The sequence below is a fragment of the Bacillus sp. AFS073361 genome (genome assembly GCF_002567005.1).
In the GTDB taxonomy this organism is placed as follows: Bacteria; Bacillota; Bacilli; order Bacillales; family Cytobacillaceae; genus Neobacillus.
In genome coordinates, this window is the sequence record NZ_NUZU01000038.1 from 99,770 (window position 1) to 120,962 (window position 21,193).

Genomic DNA, 21,193 nt, shown 5'->3' on the forward strand with positions numbered 1-21,193 from the left:
TTATCCCCCTCTTAATCCTGTAACTCTTGGAACTGTTTAATAAAAGTTGCTAAATCAATTTCTACTTGCTCACCTGTAGCCATATTTTTTACATTGATTTTATTATTTTTAAGTTCTTCATCACCTAAAACTGCTACAAACTTAGCTCTTAGACGGTCGGCTGCTTTAAATTGAGCTTTAATTTTCCGATCCAAATAATCTCTTTCTGCTGAGAAACCTGCACGACGCAGCTGCTGTAACAATCCAACGGTGTAATCCTTCGCTTCCTCCCCGAGTGCGGCAAGGTAACAATCAATGCCTTCGTTACCTGCAAGCTCAATCCCTTCTGCTTGGAGAGCCGCAATAAATCGTTCAATACTTAAAGCAAATCCGATACCTGGTGTTTCAGGTCCGCCAATTTCTTCAGCTAAACCATTGTAACGGCCTCCGCCGCATAACGTGGTGATCGCTCCAAATCCTTCAGCATTACTCATAATTTCAAATGCCGTGTGGTTGTAATAATCGAGTCCGCGAACTAAGTTGGCATCGACTTCGAAAGGAATATCCAATTGGGTTAAATACTTCTGTAATTTTTCAAAATAATCCTTTGAAAAATCATTAAGGAATTCAAGAATCGATGGTGCTGTTTTCATCAATTCATGGTCGCGGTCCTGCTTACAATCCAAGATTCGGAGTGGATTTTTCTCAAGTCGATTTTGACAATCATGACAAAACTCACCGATTCTTGGTTTGAAGTGATTGACAAGTGCATCGCGGTGAGCGCCGCGGCTTTCCTTATCACCCAGGCTATTAATAATCAACTTCAGCTTTTTTAAACCCATTTCTTTATATAGGTTCATCGCAAGGGAAATGACTTCTGCATCAATGGCAGGGTCATTACTTCCTAATGCTTCAATTCCGAATTGAACAAACTGGCGAAAGCGCCCTGCTTGTGGTCGTTCATATCGGAACATCGGTCCCATATAGTAAAGCTTGACCGGCTGATTAGCCAGCCCGAACATTTTTTTCTCCACATAAGAACGGACAACTGCTGCGGTACCTTCTGGTCGTAGGGTTAGACTACGTTTGCCGCGGTCTTCAAATGTATACATTTCTTTCTGAACGATATCTGTGCTATCGCCAACGCCTCTTGAAAAAAGATCTGTATGTTCGAATATTGGGGTGCGAATCTCTTTATATTGATATTTCTCACAAAGTTCACGCGCTTTAGCTTCAATCAGTTGCCACTTTTCTACCTCTCCAGGTAAAATGTCTTGCGTTCCCCGAGGAATGCTAATGGACATAGTGGAAAACCTCCTTATTTTTTCTTATGTAAGCAGATGGAATTATTACTATTTTCCTAAATAAAAACAAACAAAAAACTCCCATCCCTTGTATGAATACAAGGGACGAGAGTTTGATTAATCCCGCGGTGCCACCCTAGTTGAAGGCATGAACAACATGCACTTCCTCTTTAACAGTTAACGCCTGCTACGTTCTTCTCCTACTAGAGGGTACCCTTTTTCAGAGAGAAGCCTACGGAGTGTTCATTCATTAAGTTCCATGTAGAAATGCTTTCAGCCCAGGACATTTCCTCTCTATTCATGAGTTTGCTTAATTACTATGCTCCATCATTGGTATATCACAATATGTCATTTTATTTAATTAATATTACGGAGCATCGCAGATATTGTCAATAGCCAATTATGATCTTTCTAAATGTTTTTTTAACTTTCTGACATCACCCATTGTTATTCCGAATTCTGATGCGAGTTCAAACGAGTTTGCATGCTGTTCCTTTTGAATAAAATCATGAAAATCAACACCGAAAAGCCGACCATCCATAGATTGGATGTTCATTCCTTTTTCACTTGCTCTCACTTCTAATCACCTCAGCCTTTTCATCATTACTCATATTATCTCCACCAATCGTGAAAAACTTGCATCCTGATAGGATTTTCTCACCAAATTGGTCAATATTAGCATTTTAGGCATGATTTTCAGCTTTTGATACGCTAAAATAATAGAATAGAAAAGGAGGGCTTTATGGTCAAAAAAGGTAGTTTATGGGTATTATCTATTATTCTTATTTTTATAACTTTTATGCCTCATGGTAAAAGTGTGGCAGCAACAGAGTCCATTACGATTTCCACCGATAATGTCAATCTTCGCGGCGGTCCAGGTCTAAGTTACCCACTAATAAAAATTGTATATCGGGGCGAAAAGTATCCGATTGTGAAAGAACAAGGCGATTGGATCGAAATTGAACTTGCCAATGGCCAAACAGGCTGGCTCGTTAATTGGCTCGTCACCAAAGAAACCAATTCGGCTATAAAAACTAATTACGGTATGGTGAATGCTGATACCTTAAATATGCGCCAGGAACCTTCCGCATTAAGCTCAGTTGTTGGGAAACTTACCTATGGGACAAGCGTCACCATATATTCGAAACAAGATAATTGGCTGGAGATTGGTTTTTCAAATGTAAGAGGCTGGGTTATCTCTGATTTTATTGACGTCCAAGCAGCAGGTGACACATCTTCAGGTACGGCAAAAAGGAATGGCTTAATTGGAACAGTAACAGCCGACAGCCTTAGTGTCCGCTCAAGTGCCTCATTGAATTCCAACCTAATTGGAACTGTAACTATGGGGCAACGTTTTACGATCGTAGAAGAATTGAATAATTGGGCAAAGATAGAGTACCAGTCTGGTAGTTTCGGGTGGGTAGCTGGTTGGTTTCTCGAGAAAGAGACTTCCAAAACTCAAACTGGACAAACCGTGAAGGAAACTATTATTACGATAATAAATAACGGGACAAATATCCGCAAAGGTCCAGATGTACAGTCAGATGTTATCGAACGGACCAATACAGGTGCAGCATATTCCGTAAAAAACATCATCAATGATTGGTATGAAGTTAAGTTAGAAGACGGAAGAATTGGTTATATTGCCGGCTGGCTGGTTTCCATTAACGGGAACAACCCACAGATTAAAAAGCAAGGCGCTGAAGGCTATCTTAAAAATAAAACGATTGTCCTTGATCCAGGGCATGGCGGTACGGATAAAGGGGCAACGGGTGTCAGCGGAACATATGAAAAAGACCTTACACTTCGGACGGCACAACTTTTGTCAGATAAATTAATGGCAGCAGGGGCTAATGTTTACATAACGAGAATAAATGATTCTTACTTACAACTAGCCTCTCGTGTGAATATAGCAAGTTCCTACAATGCGGATGCCTTTATCAGTCTCCATTACGATAGCAATGTTGAGCCAAGTACCCGCGGTATGACTGGCTATTATTATCACTCTTATCAACAAGCCCTTGCTGAATCCATTTTTGCATCAACCGTCGGTCAAACGAAAATGACTAGTCGGGGGGTCCGTTTTGGTGATTTCCATGTCATCCGTGAAAATAGTCAAAAAGCTGTTTTAATGGAACTAGGCTATTTAAGCAATCCAGCTGAAGAAATGGTCATAACATCTGCTGGATTCCAAGAAAATGCGGCAGCGGGGATGTTTGATGGACTGGCCCGCTACTTTAAAGAAAATGAATAAAGTTCAAAAAAAAGGCTTAGCACTTGATTAAGTGCTAAGCCTTTTTTATGCTTTACTATCAATAATCAACGTTACGGGACCGTCATTGATTAGTTCAACATCCATCATCGCACCGAAAATACCGGTTTCCACACGGATGCCTTTTTCACGAAGCAAGCTATTAAAAACCTCATAAAGTTCAACCGCCTGTTCTGGACGTGCCGCACCCATGAAATTAGGCCTTCTTCCCTTTCGACAATCCCCGTAAAGGGTAAATTGCGAAACGGAAAGAATTTCACCACCGACATCCATTAAAGAAAAATTCATTTTTCCGTCTTCATCTTCAAAAATACGGAGATTAGCAATTTTATCAGCAAGATAGGCAGCGTCTTCTTGTTTGTCTTCATGGGTTACACCGACAAGCAGGACTAGCCCTTTGGTTATTTGCCCCGTTACCTCCCCAGCAACGGTTACGCTGGCATTTTTACTTCTTTGCACAACAACACGCATTCTGAAACTCCTTAATTCATCATTCGACGTACTGAATAGATATCTGGGATCTGTTTAATGCGTTCGACCACCTTTTGCAAGTGGGCCACATTATGGATGGCAATCGACATGTTTATCGTAGCCATTTTATTCCGATCTGTTTTACCAGAAACCGCAGAAATATTCGTTTTTGTTTCATTTACCGCTTGAAGCACCTCATTCAGAAGCCCTCTGCGGTCATAGCCGCTAATTTCAATGTCAACATTATATTCTTTCCGGTCATTTAAAGATGATTCCCATTCAACCGGAATTAACCTTGACTGTGCATCATTCGAATCAATATTCGTACAGTCCGAGCGATGAACAGATACCCCGCGGCCTTTAGTAATAAAACCTACAATTTCATCTCCAGGTACAGGGTTACAGCATCTTGATAAGCGAATCAATAAATTATCGATGCCTGATACTCGGACACCGGATTCCCGCTTTTTCGTTGCTGGGAAAGTCTTTAAATCCGTTATGGCATTCGTAATATTCGAACTTTGTTCCTGATCTCTCTTTTTACGCCATTTCTCAGTTAAACGGTTTGCCACCTGTAAGGCCGTTACTCCATTATAGCCCACCGCTGCATACATATCTTCTTCATTGGAAAAATTAAACTTTTCAGCAACTTTTTTCAGATTGTCTGTAGTTAATATTTCTTTAATATCAAATTCCATATTACGAATTTCTTTTTCTACTAACTCTTTACCTTTATCCACATTTTCATCACGGCGCTGTTTCTTAAAGAAGGCCCGGATCTTGTTTTTAGCTTGTGATGTTTGCGCAAGCTTCAACCAATCCTGACTTGGACCGTATGAATGTTTCGAAGTAAGGATTTCAATAATATCGCCAGTCTTGAGTCGATAGTCAAGGGTAACCATTTTGCCATTCACTTTTGCACCTATCGTCTTATTGCCAATTTCAGAGTGAATTCGATAAGCAAAATCAATAGGAACAGAACCAGATGGCAACTCAATTACATCACCTTTTGGCGTAAATATAAACACCATATCGGAAAATAAGTCGATTTTCAATGACTCCATAAACTCTTCCGCATTAGCGGTATCATTTTGAAATTCAAGGATCTCTCTAAACCAGGTCAGTTTTTGTTCAAACGTGGTGGTATCATTCATTGCTTCTTTGCCCTCTTTATACGCCCAGTGAGCAGCAACCCCGAATTCGGCTATCCGATGCATTTCCTTCGTCCTAATCTGAACTTCAAGCGGATCTCCCTTTGGGCCAATTACAGTGGTGTGCAACGATTGATACATATTCGGTTTAGGCATCGCAATATAATCCTTAAACCGGCCAGGCATCGGTTTCCAGCAGGTGTGAATGATTCCTAGGACAGCATAGCAATCTTTAATACTGTTCACGACAATGCGGACAGCTAGTAAATCATAAATTTCACTGAATTGCTTATTTTGCAAAGCCATTTTTCGGTAAATACTATAAATATGCTTTGGGCGGCCAGAAAGTTCTGCTTTAATAGCCACTTCTCCCATTCGGCTTTTTACTTCGTCAATAACATCCTCTAAATATTGCTCGCGTTCAGCACGCTTCTTTTTCATTAGGTTAACAATTCGATAGTATTGCTGCGGATTTAAATACCTTAATGCTGTATCTTCGAGCTCCCATTTAATCTTAGAGATCCCAAGACGATGTGCCAAAGGTGCAAAAATTTCAAGTGTTTCATTTGAAATCCGACGCTGCTTTTCTACAGGAAGATGTTTAAGTGTCCGCATATTATGCAAACGGTCGGCAAGCTTAATCAGAATAACCCGGATATCCTGAGCCATGGCCACAAACATTTTTCTGTGATTTTCTGCTTGCTGTTCCTCGTGAGATTTATATTTAATTTTCCCTAATTTTGTTACACCGTCGACAAGCATCGCCACTTCGTCATTAAAAGCTGTTTCGATATCTTTTAAGGATACACTCGTATCTTCTACGACGTCGTGAAGAAAACCAGCAGCAACCGTAGCAGGATCCATCTCCAAGTCAGCTAAAATGCCCGCAACCTGGATGGGGTGGATAATGTAGGGTTCTCCCGATTTTCGATATTGTTCACGATGAGCATGTTTTGCGAATTCGTATGCATTTTTTACTAATTCAACATGTTCCTCATTTAAGTAGTTCCGAGTCTTGTCGATGACTTGGTCGGCTGTCAACACTAAATCATTCGCCATGAAATCACCTTTATTTTCGTCTCATTTTATTTATATAAATGTCATTCGCTAAAAATTAGTACCTTGAATATGAACGATTGTTACTATTATCGAAAAAAATAGCCAAGATGTAAAGGGATTGAGAAGTTTTTTTATTACATAAAGAGAGCACTCGCGCTTCGAGTGCCCTCACTAATGGTTTAATAATGCATTAATGTTAAAACATCATAACCATCAAGTTTTTGTCTGCCTTCTAAATAGCTTAATTCAACTAGGAAAGCGATACCGGCAACAACACCGCCAAGTTGCTCCACTAATTGAATCGTAGCATCAATTGTTCCACCAGTAGCTAATAAATCATCCGTGATAAGGACGCGTTGCCCTGGCTTAATAGCATCTTTATGGATGGTTAGAATATCCTTTCCATATTCAAGACCATATCCTACCTTAATGGTTTCTCTAGGAAGCTTTCCTTCTTTACGAACAGGGGCAAAACCAATACCTAAGGCATAAGCCACAGGACAACCAATAATGAAACCACGGGCTTCAGGTCCAACGATAATATCAATCTTACGTTCTTTGGCGTATGCAACGATTTGGTCTGTTGCATATTTATATGCTTCACCATTATTCATTAACGGTGTAATATCTTTAAATTTAATACCCTCTTTTGGCCAGTCAGGCACAATTGTAATAAATTCTTTTAAGTCCATTCTGTAATTGCCTCCTCAAATTCAACCGACTCTTGAATTACTTGATCGAACCAGCCTTTTAATTCCTGAAAGGACGAAAATAATAACTCTCTTTCCAGTTCATATTGTGCTTGTTTTAACTGATAGGTTCGAGAGTCAGTTAGGTCACGCTTTTGCGCTCCAGTTTTTAAAGTAATAAATCCATTGTTTATTGTAACAAAATCCAGGTCAGAAAACACCTTTGACATAAAGTTAATGGTTTCCTGCGACCAACCGCGGTGTTTAGCAAGTTCATCAGCATTACGTTTAAGATCAATCGGTCCTTTCTTTAAGAGAAAAGCATAAAACCATTTAAAATGGTCACGGGTCGGAACCGTACTAAAGAAATCACTCGATTCTTTATAAAAATAAGCATAAATCCTCGCAGGTTGTTTCCCTTTAAATAAAACCTTGAGAATCTCTTTCGAGGATGGAAAATCAACCAGAACAATGTTCGCTTTTTTCCCATCGAAAGCTTTTGCTGCTTCTATATCCTGAATTAGAATGGTCTCGGGCATCAAATTAGGGTTTATTTTTTCAAGGTGCTCTTCATTAAAAATAATAAATTTCCGATTTTCTGCTGGGACTGTATTTGAAAGACTGTTGATTCGCTTTTGTCCTCGATAATCAAATAATTGCCATGACTCAACTGCGATATCATGGATAAAAATTTGTGGTTTACGTATATTGTTCCATTCGTTGACAGATAATTCTCCAATTAACGAAATTTTTGATGCAGGTGAGATATGGTCCACCAGGTGGCCCAGTCCAAAACCGACGCCATCCAGATTTGCATCCTTCTCTTTTACAAGGAGCTTTAAATGGTTTTGCTCACTGCCGATTTTTCTCATACTTGTGATATCCACATTATTTATTAAAACTTTTGGCTTAGGATTGTCCATACCAAAAGGAGCTAAAAGACTCATCTCATCTAAAGAAGATAAATTTACATGTTCCAGCTGGACTTCCTCATCAAGATAGGTGACCGGAATAAAATCTTCATCCGTAAGCTGCTCCTCTGCCAGTGAATTCAATCGTGTGCGGAGTCCAGCAACATCTTCTAGTTTTAAGGTCATTCCTGCTGCCATTGGATGTCCGCCAAAGTGAGGAAGTATGTCACGGCAGGTTGATAAATTCTTAAAGAGATCAAAACAAGCAATACTACGGGCAGAACCCTTAGCTACCCCTTTTTCTGGATCAAAATTCAAAATAATTACCGGACGGTAATACTTTTCAACCAGACGGGAGGCAACAATTCCTATAACACCAGCATTCCAGCCTTCCTTACCGATGACAAGAACCTTATTGGTATCAATTGGGAAGTGTGTTTCAACCTCTTCCATTGCCTCAGTCGTAATTGCATTAACAATAGACTGTCTTGACTTATTAAGGTCATCCATTTCCGCTGCCAAGGTCTCTGCCTCAATCGGGTCATCTGTTAAGATAAGCTGGACGGCAAGGTCAGCATCTTCTAAGCGGCCCACGGCGTTAATCCTTGGTGCGAGTGTAAAACCAATCGTTTCTTCATTTATTGACAGTGGATCAACCCCTGCCAGTTTTAATATGGCTTTCAAGCCAATATTTTTGGTTGTTTTTAACTTTTCAAGTCCTTTTTTAGCAATCAGTCGATTCTCATCTTTTAGAGAGACTAAATCAGCAATTGTCCCAATTACAGCAATCTCCAATAAATGCTCTGGTACTTTTCCGTAGAGGGCATGGGCTAATTTAAAGGCAACACCTACTCCAGCCAACTCTCGAAACGGATAGGTACTATCTGGGAGCTTTGGATGAATAATTGCAAGTGCCGTTGGTAATACCGGACCTGGCTCATGGTGATCAGTAATAATTAGATCTAATCCAAGCTCTTCGGCAACGGCTGCCTCATGTACAGCAGATATTCCAGTATCCACAGTAATAATTAACTTTATTCCATTTTCCGCTGCATGCCGGAATGCAGTCTCATTCGGACCGTATCCTTCAGTGAAGCGGTTAGGGATATAAAATTGAACATTGGCTCCAAGATCTCGAAGTGTAATCATTAATACGGATGTACTGCTTACTCCATCTGCATCATAATCACCAAAAATAAGAATCGGCTCTTGCTGTTCAATGGCTTGACGAATTCTATTTACAGCTATATCCATTCCTTTTAGAAGAAAAGGATCGTGAAACTCTTCCTTTCCAAATAAAAAATACCGTGCTGATTCAACGGTATCAAAGCCACGGTTAACAAGCAGTGAAGCGACAAGAGGCGTAATTTTCAATTCAGTTTCAAGCTTTTTTATTAGTTGCTCATCGGATTTCCGAACAATCCATCTAGTTTTCGAACTTAACATGTGTATGTTCACCCCTCAGACTTTCTCATTATACAGGAGTACAGGACAGGATTCAATGAAAAGAAAAAACCGCAGTGGATCTGCGGTTTGTTTCGAAAACTTACACTTGTGGTTGATCAGAGTATTTTCTTTTTTCTTTTACCGTTTTAATAACGCCTTTCTTCTTCAATTCTTTACATTTCATAACATACCATAAAGAACCTGCGACAAAGACGGAAGAATAAACACCGATTACCAATCCTACAAATAATGCGATGGAGAAATTGAGAATTGATGGACTTCCAAAAATCATTAAGCACAATACAGTAATTAGGACGGTTAAAACAGTGTTAAATGACCGGGTTAATGTTTGACGAATACTTACATTGACCACATCAGCAATATCTTGAACAGTTTTGAGTCGTTTTTTCTTTTGCATATTCTCACGAATTCTATCAAAAGTAACAATCGTATCATGATTGGAGTAACCAATAATCGTTAAAACGGCTGCAATAAAGGTTAAATCTACTTCTAGTCTTGTGATACTGAAAATGGCAATCATGAAAAAGGCATCATGAAGGATGGCAGCAACCGCTGCGATTGCCATATATGCTTCAAATCGGATCGATACATAAAGAATGATACCGATTGATGCTAACAAGACGGCAATAAAGGCATTCTTCGCCAGTTCTTTACCAACAGTTGGAGAAACTGTGCTGACATTCGGCTCAAAGCCAAATTGCTCTTTAAAATCTGCTTTTAACGTAGAAATTTCATCTTTAGAAAGGACTCCAATCATTCGGACTGCCCCAATTTGCTTTTTATCACCCGAAATAACGATATCGTCTGGATCTAAATGATGCTTCGTAAATGCAGCTTCCACCTGTTCAGTTGTTAAAGGTGTTTTCGATTGAACTTCTACCCGTGTTCCACTTGAAAAATCAATCCCTAAATTCATACGGAAAATAGCGATCGCGATAATCCCAGCGACAATGAGAACTCCCGAAAGGATAAATACTTTATTTCTAAGTTTTACAAAATCAATTTTATCAAAACGAGTAGGTAGATCAACTGTATCTACATTATCGTTAATAGATTTAATTTGGGACTTGCGTACAGCAAACCAACCTGGTTTGTTATTTAAGAAACCACTGTGAACCCATAGCCCGAGCAATAACCTCGCACCATAAACATTTGTAAGAAAGCTCATAAGGACACTCACGATTAACATGGTCGCAAAGCCTTTTACCGAACTTGTCCCGTAAAAGAATAACACACCTGCTGTTAAGATTGTCGTTAAGTTTGCATCAAGAATAGCGGTAAATGCATGCTTCTCACCAGCCTGGAATGCTGATTTAATGCTTCTGCCAACCTTTAATTCTTCTCTAATCCGTTCATACGTAATAATATTGGCATCAACGGCCATACCAATCCCGAGGATAATCGCGGCAATTCCCGGTAAAGTCAGAACCCCATTCATCCAATCGAAAATTAATAGAACTAGATAAGTAAAAATAGTTAGTGTAACGGTAGCAATAAGGCCTGGAAAACGATAATAGAAAATCATAAACAGATAGATAATAATGACACCGATAATTCCTGCGAAAATCGTATCATGTAATGCTTGTTCACCAAACTTCGCTCCAACAGAGGTGGAATAAACCTCATCAAGTTTAACAGGTAACGAACCCGCATTTAAAAGTGATGACAAAGTTTGAGCTTCTTTAGATGTGAAACTACCAACAATTGAAACTGTATTTTGATTAAAGATTTGATTTACAGTTGGTGCTGATAAATACTTAGGATTTGCCTTTGTTACCTCTTTTTTGAAGGAATCTTTTCCTTCTTCAAAATCAAGCCAAATAACAAGAACATTATTAGGTGCCATATTCTTTATTTGTTCAGTTACCTTGCGGAACTTATCGGCACTCTTTAATGTCAGGGAAACGCTTGGTGCTCCATTTTCATCAAATGTTTGCTTGGCACCGCCTTGTTTTAAGTCGGAACCATCCATCATCAATTTATCATTGGCATCCCTGAAGGTAAGATTTGCTTGTGTAGATAAGATTTCGCGAGCTTTATTCTGATCTGTGACACCAGCAAGCTGCACACGAACGCGATTCTTTCCTTCAATCTGGATACTCGGCTCACTGACACCAAGGACATTAATACGCTTATCAAGTGCCTCAGCGGTACTAGCCATTACATTTTTGTCAATTTTTTGTCCTTTTTTTGCTTCCTTCACATCGTACAGAACTTCAAAGCCACCTTGAAGATCCAGTCCAAGTTTCATATTGTTTAGGATGTTCTTTGTTGTTGCTCCCATTGTGCTTCCGATAATTAGGACCACAAGAAAGAAAGCAACAATTCTACTGCGCTTTACCATTATGTATTGTTCCTCCTTAATGCATGTGCATCGGCACTGTTCCGTCTAATCCTTATATGAAAATAAGAAAAAAGTCACTTCCTTCATTATGAAAGAATATGGATTGGCTGTCAATTTACAATAATATGAAGGTCTATCTTATTGTTATTTTAAAAGTTCCTTCAATTCATCTTCATCATCCATGGAGAAGTCGGAAGCTTTATATGCCTCTATCGTCGCAAAATTGAGATAATCACTTGCTTTAACAGACAGAATTTCTTGGATCATTTCGTACAGTTTCATTTCTTTCTTGATTTTTTTCCACTTTTTCTTAATTAAAAAAACCCAAAATTCCTCCTCTGTTACCGAATCAAGCCCTAGCAACTGAAACTCTATAAGTTTACTCGCTACGGCTGGCTGGACTTGGGAGCGAAAATATTCGAATCTGTGACTTTCATCCATTACGACTGCCTCCTTGGAAAATCTCCCCATTAATTGAACCTTGCCAAAAAGCTGATACAACTTGTCATGCTTTGTCCACCCTTACGCATATAGTTAATTGTATATGAATTCTTCTTATTTGAGAAGGTGGGAATCAGCATGTCGAAGTTTTTAAAAGGGACCTTTATCCTATTAATCGCAGGCCTTGTCACAAGAGTCCTTGGTTTCATAAATCGGATTGTTATAGCTCGGAGTATAGGGGAAGAAGGAGTGGGCTTATACATGATGGCGTTTCCTACCTTTATTCTAGTAGTGACGCTCACTCAGATGGGACTGCCTGTAGCTATTTCAAAAAATGTGGCCGAGGCAGAAGCGAAGGGAAATTTTGCAGAGATTAAAAAAATTCTGGTTGTCTCCCTAGCGATAACGATTTCTCTGTCCCTTATTTTTACCCCTGCACTATTATTACTTGCACCACTGCTGTCGAAAACATTGTTTACCGACCCGCGGACATTTTATCCTTTAATTGCGATCGCTCCAGTTGTTCCCGTGATTGCGATTTCCTCAGTGTTAAGAGGGTACTTTCAAGGAAGACAACAGATGCGTCCGTCTGCAATTTCACAAGTTTTAGAACAAATTGTTCGAATTTCCCTGATTGCCGTGATGACAAGAGCATTTCTTCCTTATGGAATTGAATATGCAGCCGCTGCTGCCATGATCGCTTCTGTGATTGGTGAACTTGTCTCACTTATTTATTTAATGACAACTTTTAAATTAAAAAAACGATTTAGGCTTCGGAAAAAATTCTTTCAATTTGTTCACAGTGGGAAACAAACATTTAAAGACTTAATGGATATTGCCTTGCCAACCATGGGAAGCCGAATGATTGGTTCGGTGGCATGGTTTTTTGAACCTATTGTTGTGGTTCATAGCTTAGCCCTTGCAGGTGTCGTCACCGTCGAAGCCACCAAACAATATGGGGCCTTAACAGGTTTTGCCATGCCGCTATTGATGTTACCGTCTTTCATCACTTTCTCTTTAGCCACTTCACTCGTCCCGGCGATTAGTGAAGCCAATACCCAAAACAACAAGAAGTTAATTGAATATCGATTACAACAAGCTTTAAGGTTTGCCTTCTTATCAGGTGGATTGGCCGTTGTTGTTCTCTATGTATTGTCTGACCCGTTAATGCAACTTATGTATGGCTCAGCAAAGGGCTCTTATTTTATTCGATTGATGGCTCCTTTCTTCCTATTCTATTACTATCAAGGTCCATTACAAGCAGTATTGCAGGCGTTGAATCTTGCCCGGGCTGCTATGATTAATAGTCTGATTGGGGCCATCGTTAAAACAGCCGTCATCTTTTTATTGGCATCCCAAGCTTCCTTTGGTATTAATGGGGTGGCAATAGGCATTCTCGTCGGCTTTGTTTTAGTGACCATTCTTCACTTTGCCACTGTACTAAAAAAGATTTCCTTTTCGTTTTATGTTCGTGATTATGTAAAGGGATTTCTGGTTATGGGTGGATCTGGCTGGCTTGGATATTGGTCATTTGCACACCTATTTCTAAATGAAGTGTTAACCATAAGAGTCCTATTATCATTACTAGCTATGACCATTTCCTATATTGTTTTGGTTCTAATGTTAGGTCTAATTAAAAGGGATGAACTAAAACGGATTCCTTGGATTGGAAATTTATTTGTATAAAGAAATAAGACACGCCCACGCGTGTCTTTTGTTCATTCATCCTTTAAATCAATAAAGAACTTTCCGTTTTCATAGCTACAAAAGGAGATCTTTTTAACATCCCGATAGCCCTGTTTTTTCAATTCCTGCCGCAGCCAGAGATTTGTTTTATTAATTCTAAGTAAATTTTCTTCATCAATATTCCCATCTAGTATTAAAGGAATCGTAATATCGCCTTGCTGAGATTCTGCGTTTTCATTCTTTATCTTTTCAATGACGGACAAACTTCCAGAGGATTCAAGAATTGCAAACTCAACGTCAGCAATACTACGGATGTCCTTTTCACGGAGCTGTGTCATTAAATCATCAAAATTGTACCGCTGCTTCCGCATTGCTTTCTCATCAATTTTCCCCCGATTAATAATAATGCTTGGCTGTCCATCAATGAGATTACGAAATTTTTTACTTTTTAAAGAAATGAGTGCTAGAAGTATTTGAATGAGCATTAGTAAAATCATGGGGACAACTGTATAAATCAAAGGATCCTTTGGTTCATCGATTGAAACAACAGCCATTTCACCAATCATGATAAAAACAACGAGATCTAGAATACTTAATTCTCCAATTTCCCTTTTCCCCATAATACGAAAAATAACTAGGATAAGTACATAAAAAAACAATGTTCGAAACACAATCGTCACATATTCTTCCATAACTGTCGCCCCTTTTTTACATTCAACGATATTGTTTGCATTTTAAAGTGAAAAATTAGCGGAATAAAATACCAACACCCTCTTCCATTTGAAAAATTCTATAAAATTTATTCTACTTTTCCCATTTCACGAATACGCTTGTACTAGGAAGAAACTTTACTAGAGGGTGGCACGAAAGAGTTTATATAAATGCCAGCCTAAAGGGCAATTGAAGGGGGAGAGTTAAAATCGAATCAAAAAGCTTTGGCACTTCCATTCTGTACGGATTAATTTTTATTCTCGTTTTTGCTGTAATTAGCAGCCTAATATTTGCGTTTATTCTTAGGTTTACGTCTGCACGTGAAGTATCGCTTCAATACGTAGTTACGGCACTATCTTTTATCGGGCTATTCGGAGGTGGTTTCTTATCCGGTGGAAAAAGAAAAGAAAAGGGCTGGCTTATTGGGGGAATGACTGGCTTAATCTACTCGGTCATTGTCTTTTTGTTCCAGTACTTAGGATATGATCGCTTGTTTGATGCCGAACAAGTCATTTACCATACTTGCTACACATTAATTGCGATGATGGGTGGTATTTTAGGAGTAAACATTTCTACAAACAATTCTCGAAGATCTGTGTAATCTAAATAAAAGGAAGCCGACTTGCGGCTTCCTTTTTTGCTGGTTATTATTTTGAAAGGTTTACGCTTTCGCCTGCATCAGCAGTGACTTCACGAATAGCATTACGGTCAAATGTAAGACGGCTTCCGTCACCACATTTAATAACGGCTTTATTATCATCAATTGAATCTATAAAACCATGTAGTCCACCAATCGTGACGATTTTATCACCCTTTTTTAAATCGTTTTGCATTTGCTGAACCGCTTTTTGGCGCTTTTGTTGCGGGCGAATTAATAGGAAATAAAATAACACAAACATTAATATTAATGGAATGATTGTACCAATTCCTCCAGACATCCTGTTTCCCTCCTTTCAATATACATCTATTAGAAATTTTTCGCGTTCGGTTTGTTAAAACCATAACGTTCAAAAAATTCTTCTCTGAAATCACCAAGCCGGTCTTCCATGATGGCTTGTCTGACTTTCTCCATTAATCTTAACAGAAAATAAAGATTATGGTAAGACGTTAAACGAATTCCAAACGTTTCATCGCATTTTATTAAGTGGCGGATGTATGCACGGCTGTAATTTCGGCAGGTGTAGCAATCACAATTTTCATCAAGTGGGCCAAAATCTCTTGCGTATTGAGCATTTTTCACAACAAGTCGTCCTGTGCTGGTCATCAATGTTCCATTTCTGGCAATTCGTGTTGGCAATACACAGTCAAACATATCAATTCCGCGAATCGAGCCGTCAATTAATGAATCTGGTGATCCCACTCCCATTAAATAACGCGGTTTATTCGTTGGTAACAATGGTGTGGTAAACTCAAGGACACGGTTCATGACGTCTTTTGGCTCACCGACAGACAATCCTCCAACAGCATAGCCTGGAAAATCTAAGGAAACAAGGTCTTTCGCACTCTGCTTGCGAAGTTCCTCATATTCTCCCCCTTGAACGATTCCAAATAAACCTTGGTCATTCGGACGGCTATGGGCAGTTAAACAACGCTCCGCCCAGCGTGATGTTCGCTCCACAGACTTTTGCATATACTCATAAGTGGCAGGAAATGGCGGGCACTCATCAAAGGCCATCATAATATCGGAACCAAGAGCATTTTGAATTTCCATCGCCTTTTCTGGTGATAAAAATAATTTTTCACCACTCATATGGTTGCGGAAATGAACTCCTTCTTCTTCAATTTTACGGAATTCACTTAAACTAAACACCTGAAACCCACCCGAATCGGTAAGGATTGCACGATCCCAGTTCATAAATTTATGCAATCCGCCCGCTTCCTTAATGATTTCATGTCCAGGTCGCAGCCATAGATGATAGGTGTTACTTAATATAATTCCTGCACCCATTTCCTTTAAATCTTCAGGTGACATTGTTTTTACTGTAGCAAGTGTACCAACAGGCATAAATGCAGGAGTATCAAATGATCCGTGCGGGGTATGGACTCGGCCTAGCCGGGCCCCTGTTTGTTTACATGTCTTTATTAATTCATAACGAATAGCAGTCAAAATTTTTATCTCCTTCCTAAGGCAATCCTTAGATGATCAACATTGCATCACCAAAACTAAAAAAACGATACCGCTCAGCTACAGCCGTTTGATAGGCATGTAACACATGTTCTCTGCCTGCTAACGCACTGACAAGCATAATCAGAGTTGATTTTGGCAAGTGAAAGTTCGTAATCATTCCATCAATGGCTTTAAATTCATAACCGGGATAAATAAATATACTTGTCCAGCCGCTTCCTTCTATAAATTGTCCATCATTTGCCGAGGCAATGGTTTCAAGGGTACGAGTGGAGGTTGTCCCTACTGAAACAATTCTGCCCCCATTATTTCTAACCTCATTTAGCAGCCGGGCTGTCCCCTCTGTCATTATATAAAATTCAGAATGCATATCGTGCTCTAATACATCATCTACACTCACAGGACGGAAAGTCCCCAGTCCGACATGGAGGGTAATAAAGGCAATATGGACACCTTTTGCTTTAATTTCCTCTAATAAGCTGTCGGTGAAATGAAGACCTGCTGTTGGCGCTGCGGCTGAACCAGGTTCACGCGCATACACAGTTTGATATCGATCCCGGTCCTCTAGCTGCTCTTTTATGTATGGTGGGAGCGGCATTTCTCCTAATTGGTCGAGCACCTCATAAAATATGCCCTCATATTTGAATTCTAAGACACGCCCGCCATGGTCCGAGGTTCCAGTGCAAACTGCTTTAAGTAATCCATTGCCGAATTCGATTTCGGTTCCTTCTTTTACTCTTTTTGCAGGCTTGACAAGTGTTTCCCAACTGTCTCCTTCTAGCTGCTTCAAGAGTAAAACTTCAATTTTGGCGCCTGTATCTTGTTTGACACCAAAAAGACGTGCAGGAAGTACCTTTGTATCGTTTAAGACAAGGCAATCTCCTTCACGCAAATATTCAATCACATCTTTAAATACTTCATGCTTTATATCTCCGGATTGTTTATCAAGGACCATTAAACGGCTGTCGGTCCGATTGTGCAACGGCACCTGCGCAATTAATTCCTCCGGTAAATGAAAATCAAATAAATCTACTTTCATAATATGACACCCTAATCTTTTTTTTATAATCAATCAATTGGCAGGCATATCCATCCCAAAATGCTGATAGACCAGCGGGGTTACCACCCTGCCGCGTGGAGTTCTTTGTAAAAAGCCAATTTGTAATAAATATGGTTCATAAACATCTTCGATGGTTTCAGATTCTTCTCCAATCGAAGCCGCAATTGTATCCAGACCGACGGGACCACCGCGGAATCTTTCGATAATGCCCCTCAGCAGTTTATGGTCGATATGATCTAATCCGAGTTTATCGACTTGAAGCAGTTCAAGTGCTTCTCCTGCAAGAGCAAGATCAATCGTTCCATCCCCTCTTACTTGGGCAAAATCTCTCACCCGGCGGAGGAGACGGTTCGCAATCCTCGGGGTCCCCCGTGATCTCCGAGCAATTTCTGCTGCCGAAAGGTCATCGATTTCAGTTCCAAACACTTCCGCTGTTCGCAGGACAATATTTTTCAATTGGTCTTCTTTATAATACTCGAGTCGACTTAAAACTCCAAACCGGTCGCGTAATGGGGCTGATAAGGAACCAGCCCTCGTTGTCGCACCAACCAGAGTAAACGGTGGGAGATCCAGGCGGACAGACCTCGCGCTTGGTCCTTTGCCAATGACAATATCAAGGCAAAAATCCTCCATCGCTGGATAAAGCACTTCTTCGATCGTCCGTTGCAAGCGATGTATTTCATCAATAAATAATACATCTCCAGGTTCAAGAGCCGTAAGAATCGCTGCTAAATCACCAGGTCTTTCTATGGCTGGTCCTGAAGTGGTCCGGATATTTACGCCCATCTCATTGGCAATAATCACGGCAAGTGTTGTCTTCCCTAATCCGGGCGGCCCATAGAGAAGGACATGGTCTAACGTTTCCTTCCGCATTTTTGCAGCCTTTATATAAATATCAAGGTTTTCCTTTACTTGATCTTGCCCTATATATTGACTGAGAACTTGCGGCCTAAGGCTCTGTTCTATGCTCATCTCGCTCTCGTTAACTTCACTAGATATAATCCGATCTTCCATGAATCATCACCTATTTTAAAAGCCGCTGCAGGGCTTTTTTAATGTATTGGTCCGTAGACATTTGTTCTTTTCTTAACTCAGGCGTTATCTTTTTGATTTCTTTCTCGGAATAACCTAATGCTTTCAATGCAAGAATGGCTTCTTCTAAATTTGAATTTCCCTTTTGTGTATGCAGCTCAAGTTGGTCAGCATTAAATAAGTTAGGGAAGTAGTCTGGAACAATGTCCTGCAATTTTCCTTTTAGGTCTAGGATCATTTGACGGGCTGTTTTTTTGCCAACTCCCGGGAATTTGACGAGGAAGCTTTCATCTTCATTTTCAACAGCTGTAACCACCTGCTGCACTTCACCTGACGCAAGGATGGCTAGTGCCCCTTTTGGACCGATTCCTGAGACATTTAATAATTTTGTAAAAAGTTTTTTCTCTTCTCTGGTTTCAAAGCCGTAGAGTGCATTGATATCCTCACGAACATAATGATAGGTATATACGGTTACCATTGTTTCCATTTTACCCGCATAGATAAACGGATTGGGCGTTGCGATTTGGTAGCCGATTCCGTTGTTTTCGATCACTATATATTCTGGCCCGACAAAGTCGACGGTCCCTTTAATAAATTCGTACACTTGCATTCTCTCCCCTAGTTTTACACTGTATTTCATTCTACCATACAATTTTGAGTAAGTTATAGAAAATAACTATTGGGAGAAACATCGAACTATTCGGAATTCGGAGTTCGGCTTTCGGAGTTCGGCTTCGCAAGGAGGGGAATTATTCGATTCGCTGATAGAAGTGCAATATTCGCCGATAGATGCTTGGAATTCGCTGATAGATACTGGATATCCGCTGATAAGTGCTTGAAATTCGCTGATAGAAATTTGAGATTCACTGATAGATACTTGGAATTCCCTGATAGATACTTGGAATTCCCTGAAAGAAATTGGATTCGCTTATTAAAGTACGGAATTCGCTCATTGAACATCGGAATTCGCTCATTCAACCTCTGAAACACCCTAATCGACCCCATTTATCAAAAAAAAAAACCAGGCTGAAAGGGCGGCATCAGTCTGATTAATAGATTTTTCTATTCATTTTTTAAAGAATATGGCTTAAATGTCTCTAATACTTCTACATATCGATTCTTATTTTTGATTGGAATGCCTTGAATTAATTCCTCTTGCTTTGTGCTCTCGAGCCTCTTAATGTCTATTTGAAAAAATGATTGGATAATTTTTAATTGATCAGGTTTTCCATTAAAAATACTCAAAACACCCTCTTCAGTAATTCCAAAAAAGCCATTTGCTTTTAGCAAGGGGGATATGTCATTGACTTGTTTTTGAAAAACAAATGTCGATCCGTCAATGTCAATCAACTGCCATTGGTCATACTTAGCCCAAAAGTTCTCCAAAGACCAGCATGTCTCATTGACCACTTCTTGACTTATTTCCCCATCCAAATATACCCTTTCCAAAATAACCTTCATAGTTAGAGGTTCAGCTTTTTCCTCTTTCTGAGGTTTATCCATGGGAGCGGCCGAGCCAATTATGGTCATTTCGTTGGCATTAAAAATAAACATGAAGAGAAGAACAGCGAATCCGGCGAACATATACCTACACCATGCCATCCAATGATACCTCATGCTACTCACCTCTTATTGTTAAAAATTAAACATTCTATACAGTAATAGTTTAGCCTTATTTTGCCTTTTTATCCTTCATAACATGTTAAAAAGGGTAAAGCTAAATAGCTTTACCCTCAACCCGTAAGGATTATCTTCCGCCTTTTTCCTGTTGACTATCATTATAAAAGTTACGATCGCGTCCAAGGGTTCCCTCGTCAATGATGACCTTTACCGTTCTTCCGTTTGCGTATGGCTCTACTGCTTTCTGAATCGCTCTTTTGGTAGCAGCAGCTTTGCCATGGTTATTTAAATGCACGGAAACAATAATTGTATTTCCATAGGCAACGGATCGAACGTCCTGTACATTGGGAACAGCACTTACTATGTTCCTGATTTTATTCGTAATATTATTTTGAAAGTCAGGGTCGGTTTTCACACCAGTATTTCTGGTGTTTACATTTAAATGACCGTGATAATTCATATCACTCGTACTAAAGCGATTATCTCGTTGGAAAAAATTACGATCATTGGAAGCTAAAGGTTTGGTTGGGTTCTTTGGATTCCCATTTCCATCCTTGGTTTGAAGCTGCCTTCTTCTATTTTCATTCGTAACTTGGTCCTCATCCCCTAGAGAATGATCCATCATTTCCGTAATTGCCCCGTCGTCATCTCTAAAAAGATTATTATCTGAGTTTGGGTGGTTTTCATTGGAATAATATCCGACCGGATTTAAAGAATTTTTATTGTTATCGTTAACCCCTGCACGATTATCATTATTCGCACATCCAGCCAGCCCCAACATTAATGTGGCTGAAAGAGGAATCATCCACTGTTTCTTATTCAAGCGAAAAACCCCCTCCATTAACATCCTGAGCATGTGAAACCCATGCTC

General features: G+C 39.7%; 20 protein-coding genes and 1 other annotated feature. Of the genes, 3 read left to right on the plus strand and 17 right to left on the minus strand.

Annotated elements, in window-relative coordinates; all coding sequences use genetic code 11:
* Positions 1-11: 11 nt before the first annotated feature.
* Entirely contained in the window at positions 12-1,283 is a 1,272-nt protein-coding gene (gene hisS, locus COJ96_RS20240) for a histidine--tRNA ligase (RefSeq protein ID WP_098575600.1), read from the minus strand.
* Positions 1,284-1,381: 98 nt separating this feature from the next.
* Positions 1,382-1,623, minus strand: a binding site (T-box leader).
* Between the two features lie 60 nt (positions 1,624-1,683).
* Positions 1,684-1,860: a hypothetical protein gene (locus COJ96_RS28820; protein ID WP_180230194.1), complete on the minus strand. Its 177-nt coding sequence runs from the start codon at positions 1,858-1,860 to the stop codon at positions 1,684-1,686.
* A gap of 165 nt (positions 1,861-2,025) precedes the next feature.
* On the opposite strand from COJ96_RS28820, the gene COJ96_RS20245 reads away from it, so the two are divergent.
* Positions 2,026-3,537, plus strand: a complete 1,512-nt coding sequence (locus tag COJ96_RS20245) for an N-acetylmuramoyl-L-alanine amidase family protein (RefSeq protein ID WP_098575601.1) — start codon at positions 2,026-2,028, stop codon at positions 3,535-3,537.
* A gap of 45 nt (positions 3,538-3,582) precedes the next feature.
* On the opposite strand, the gene dtd is transcribed toward COJ96_RS20245, so the two are convergent.
* From dtd to COJ96_RS20275, 6 genes are all read right to left on the minus strand, one after another.
* Entirely contained in the window at positions 3,583-4,026 is a 444-nt protein-coding gene (gene dtd, locus COJ96_RS20250) for a D-aminoacyl-tRNA deacylase (RefSeq protein ID WP_098575602.1), read from the minus strand.
* 11 nt (positions 4,027-4,037) lie between these two features.
* Positions 4,038-6,236, minus strand: a complete 2,199-nt coding sequence (locus COJ96_RS20255; RefSeq protein WP_098575603.1) for a RelA/SpoT family protein — start codon at positions 6,234-6,236, stop codon at positions 4,038-4,040.
* 179 nt (positions 6,237-6,415) lie between these two features.
* A complete protein-coding gene (locus COJ96_RS20260) occupies positions 6,416-6,928 on the minus strand; it encodes an adenine phosphoribosyltransferase (protein WP_026563464.1) in 513 nt (170 codons plus the stop codon).
* Positions 6,919-9,282 (minus strand): single-stranded-DNA-specific exonuclease RecJ, encoded by a 2,364-nt coding sequence (gene recJ, locus COJ96_RS20265; RefSeq protein ID WP_098575604.1) that lies wholly within the window; start codon positions 9,280-9,282, stop codon positions 6,919-6,921. The genes COJ96_RS20260 and recJ overlap by 10 nt, the downstream gene beginning before the upstream one ends.
* Positions 9,283-9,382: 100 nt before the next feature.
* Entirely contained in the window at positions 9,383-11,647 is a 2,265-nt protein-coding gene (secDF, locus tag COJ96_RS20270; protein WP_098575605.1) for a protein translocase subunit SecDF, read from the minus strand.
* A 144-nt stretch (positions 11,648-11,791) separates the two neighbouring features.
* Entirely contained in the window at positions 11,792-12,088 is a 297-nt protein-coding gene (locus COJ96_RS20275; RefSeq protein WP_098575606.1) for a post-transcriptional regulator, read from the minus strand.
* Between the two features lie 138 nt (positions 12,089-12,226).
* On the opposite strand from COJ96_RS20275, the gene spoVB reads away from it, so the two are divergent.
* Positions 12,227-13,774 carry a stage V sporulation protein B gene (gene spoVB, locus COJ96_RS20280; protein ID WP_098575607.1) on the plus strand — a complete coding sequence of 516 codons (1,548 nt, stop codon included), beginning with the start codon at positions 12,227-12,229 and terminating at the stop codon, positions 13,772-13,774.
* A 32-nt stretch (positions 13,775-13,806) separates the two neighbouring features.
* Here the strand turns inward: spoVB and COJ96_RS20285 are convergent, their stop codons facing one another.
* Entirely contained in the window at positions 13,807-14,466 is a 660-nt protein-coding gene (locus COJ96_RS20285) for a DUF421 domain-containing protein (protein ID WP_098575608.1), read from the minus strand.
* Positions 14,467-14,723: 257 nt separating this feature from the next.
* Between COJ96_RS20285 and COJ96_RS20290 the strand changes: the two genes are divergently transcribed.
* Complete coding sequence (locus tag COJ96_RS20290) at positions 14,724-15,086, plus strand: TIGR04086 family membrane protein (RefSeq protein WP_098575609.1); 363 nt, start codon at positions 14,724-14,726, stop codon at positions 15,084-15,086.
* A gap of 46 nt (positions 15,087-15,132) precedes the next feature.
* Here the strand turns inward: COJ96_RS20290 and yajC are convergent, their stop codons facing one another.
* From yajC to COJ96_RS20330, 8 genes are all read right to left on the minus strand, one after another.
* Positions 15,133-15,423 carry a preprotein translocase subunit YajC gene (gene yajC / locus COJ96_RS20295; RefSeq protein ID WP_098575610.1) on the minus strand — a complete coding sequence of 97 codons (291 nt, stop codon included), beginning with the start codon at positions 15,421-15,423 and terminating at the stop codon, positions 15,133-15,135.
* A 29-nt stretch (positions 15,424-15,452) separates the two neighbouring features.
* A complete protein-coding gene (gene tgt / locus COJ96_RS20300) occupies positions 15,453-16,592 on the minus strand; it encodes a tRNA guanosine(34) transglycosylase Tgt (RefSeq protein WP_098575611.1) in 1,140 nt (379 codons plus the stop codon).
* A gap of 28 nt (positions 16,593-16,620) precedes the next feature.
* Entirely contained in the window at positions 16,621-17,649 is a 1,029-nt protein-coding gene (gene queA, locus COJ96_RS20305) for a tRNA preQ1(34) S-adenosylmethionine ribosyltransferase-isomerase QueA (protein ID WP_098575612.1), read from the minus strand.
* Positions 17,650-17,682: 33 nt separating this feature from the next.
* Positions 17,683-18,684 (minus strand): Holliday junction branch migration DNA helicase RuvB, encoded by a 1,002-nt coding sequence (gene ruvB, locus COJ96_RS20310; protein WP_098575613.1) that lies wholly within the window; start codon positions 18,682-18,684, stop codon positions 17,683-17,685.
* 10 nt (positions 18,685-18,694) lie between these two features.
* On the minus strand, positions 18,695-19,306 hold the full coding sequence (ruvA, locus tag COJ96_RS20315) for a Holliday junction branch migration protein RuvA (RefSeq protein ID WP_098575642.1): 612 nt from the start codon (positions 19,304-19,306) through the stop codon (positions 18,695-18,697).
* Positions 19,307-19,398: 92 nt separating this feature from the next.
* On the minus strand, positions 19,399-19,680 hold the full coding sequence (locus COJ96_RS20320) for a hypothetical protein (RefSeq protein ID WP_098575614.1): 282 nt from the start codon (positions 19,678-19,680) through the stop codon (positions 19,399-19,401).
* Between the two features lie 84 nt (positions 19,681-19,764).
* On the minus strand, positions 19,765-20,319 hold the full coding sequence (locus COJ96_RS20325) for an intercompartmental signaling factor BofC (protein WP_098575615.1): 555 nt from the start codon (positions 20,317-20,319) through the stop codon (positions 19,765-19,767).
* A gap of 130 nt (positions 20,320-20,449) precedes the next feature.
* Entirely contained in the window at positions 20,450-21,145 is a 696-nt protein-coding gene (locus COJ96_RS20330) for a YhcN/YlaJ family sporulation lipoprotein (protein ID WP_180230195.1), read from the minus strand.
* Positions 21,146-21,193 lie beyond the last annotated feature (48 nt).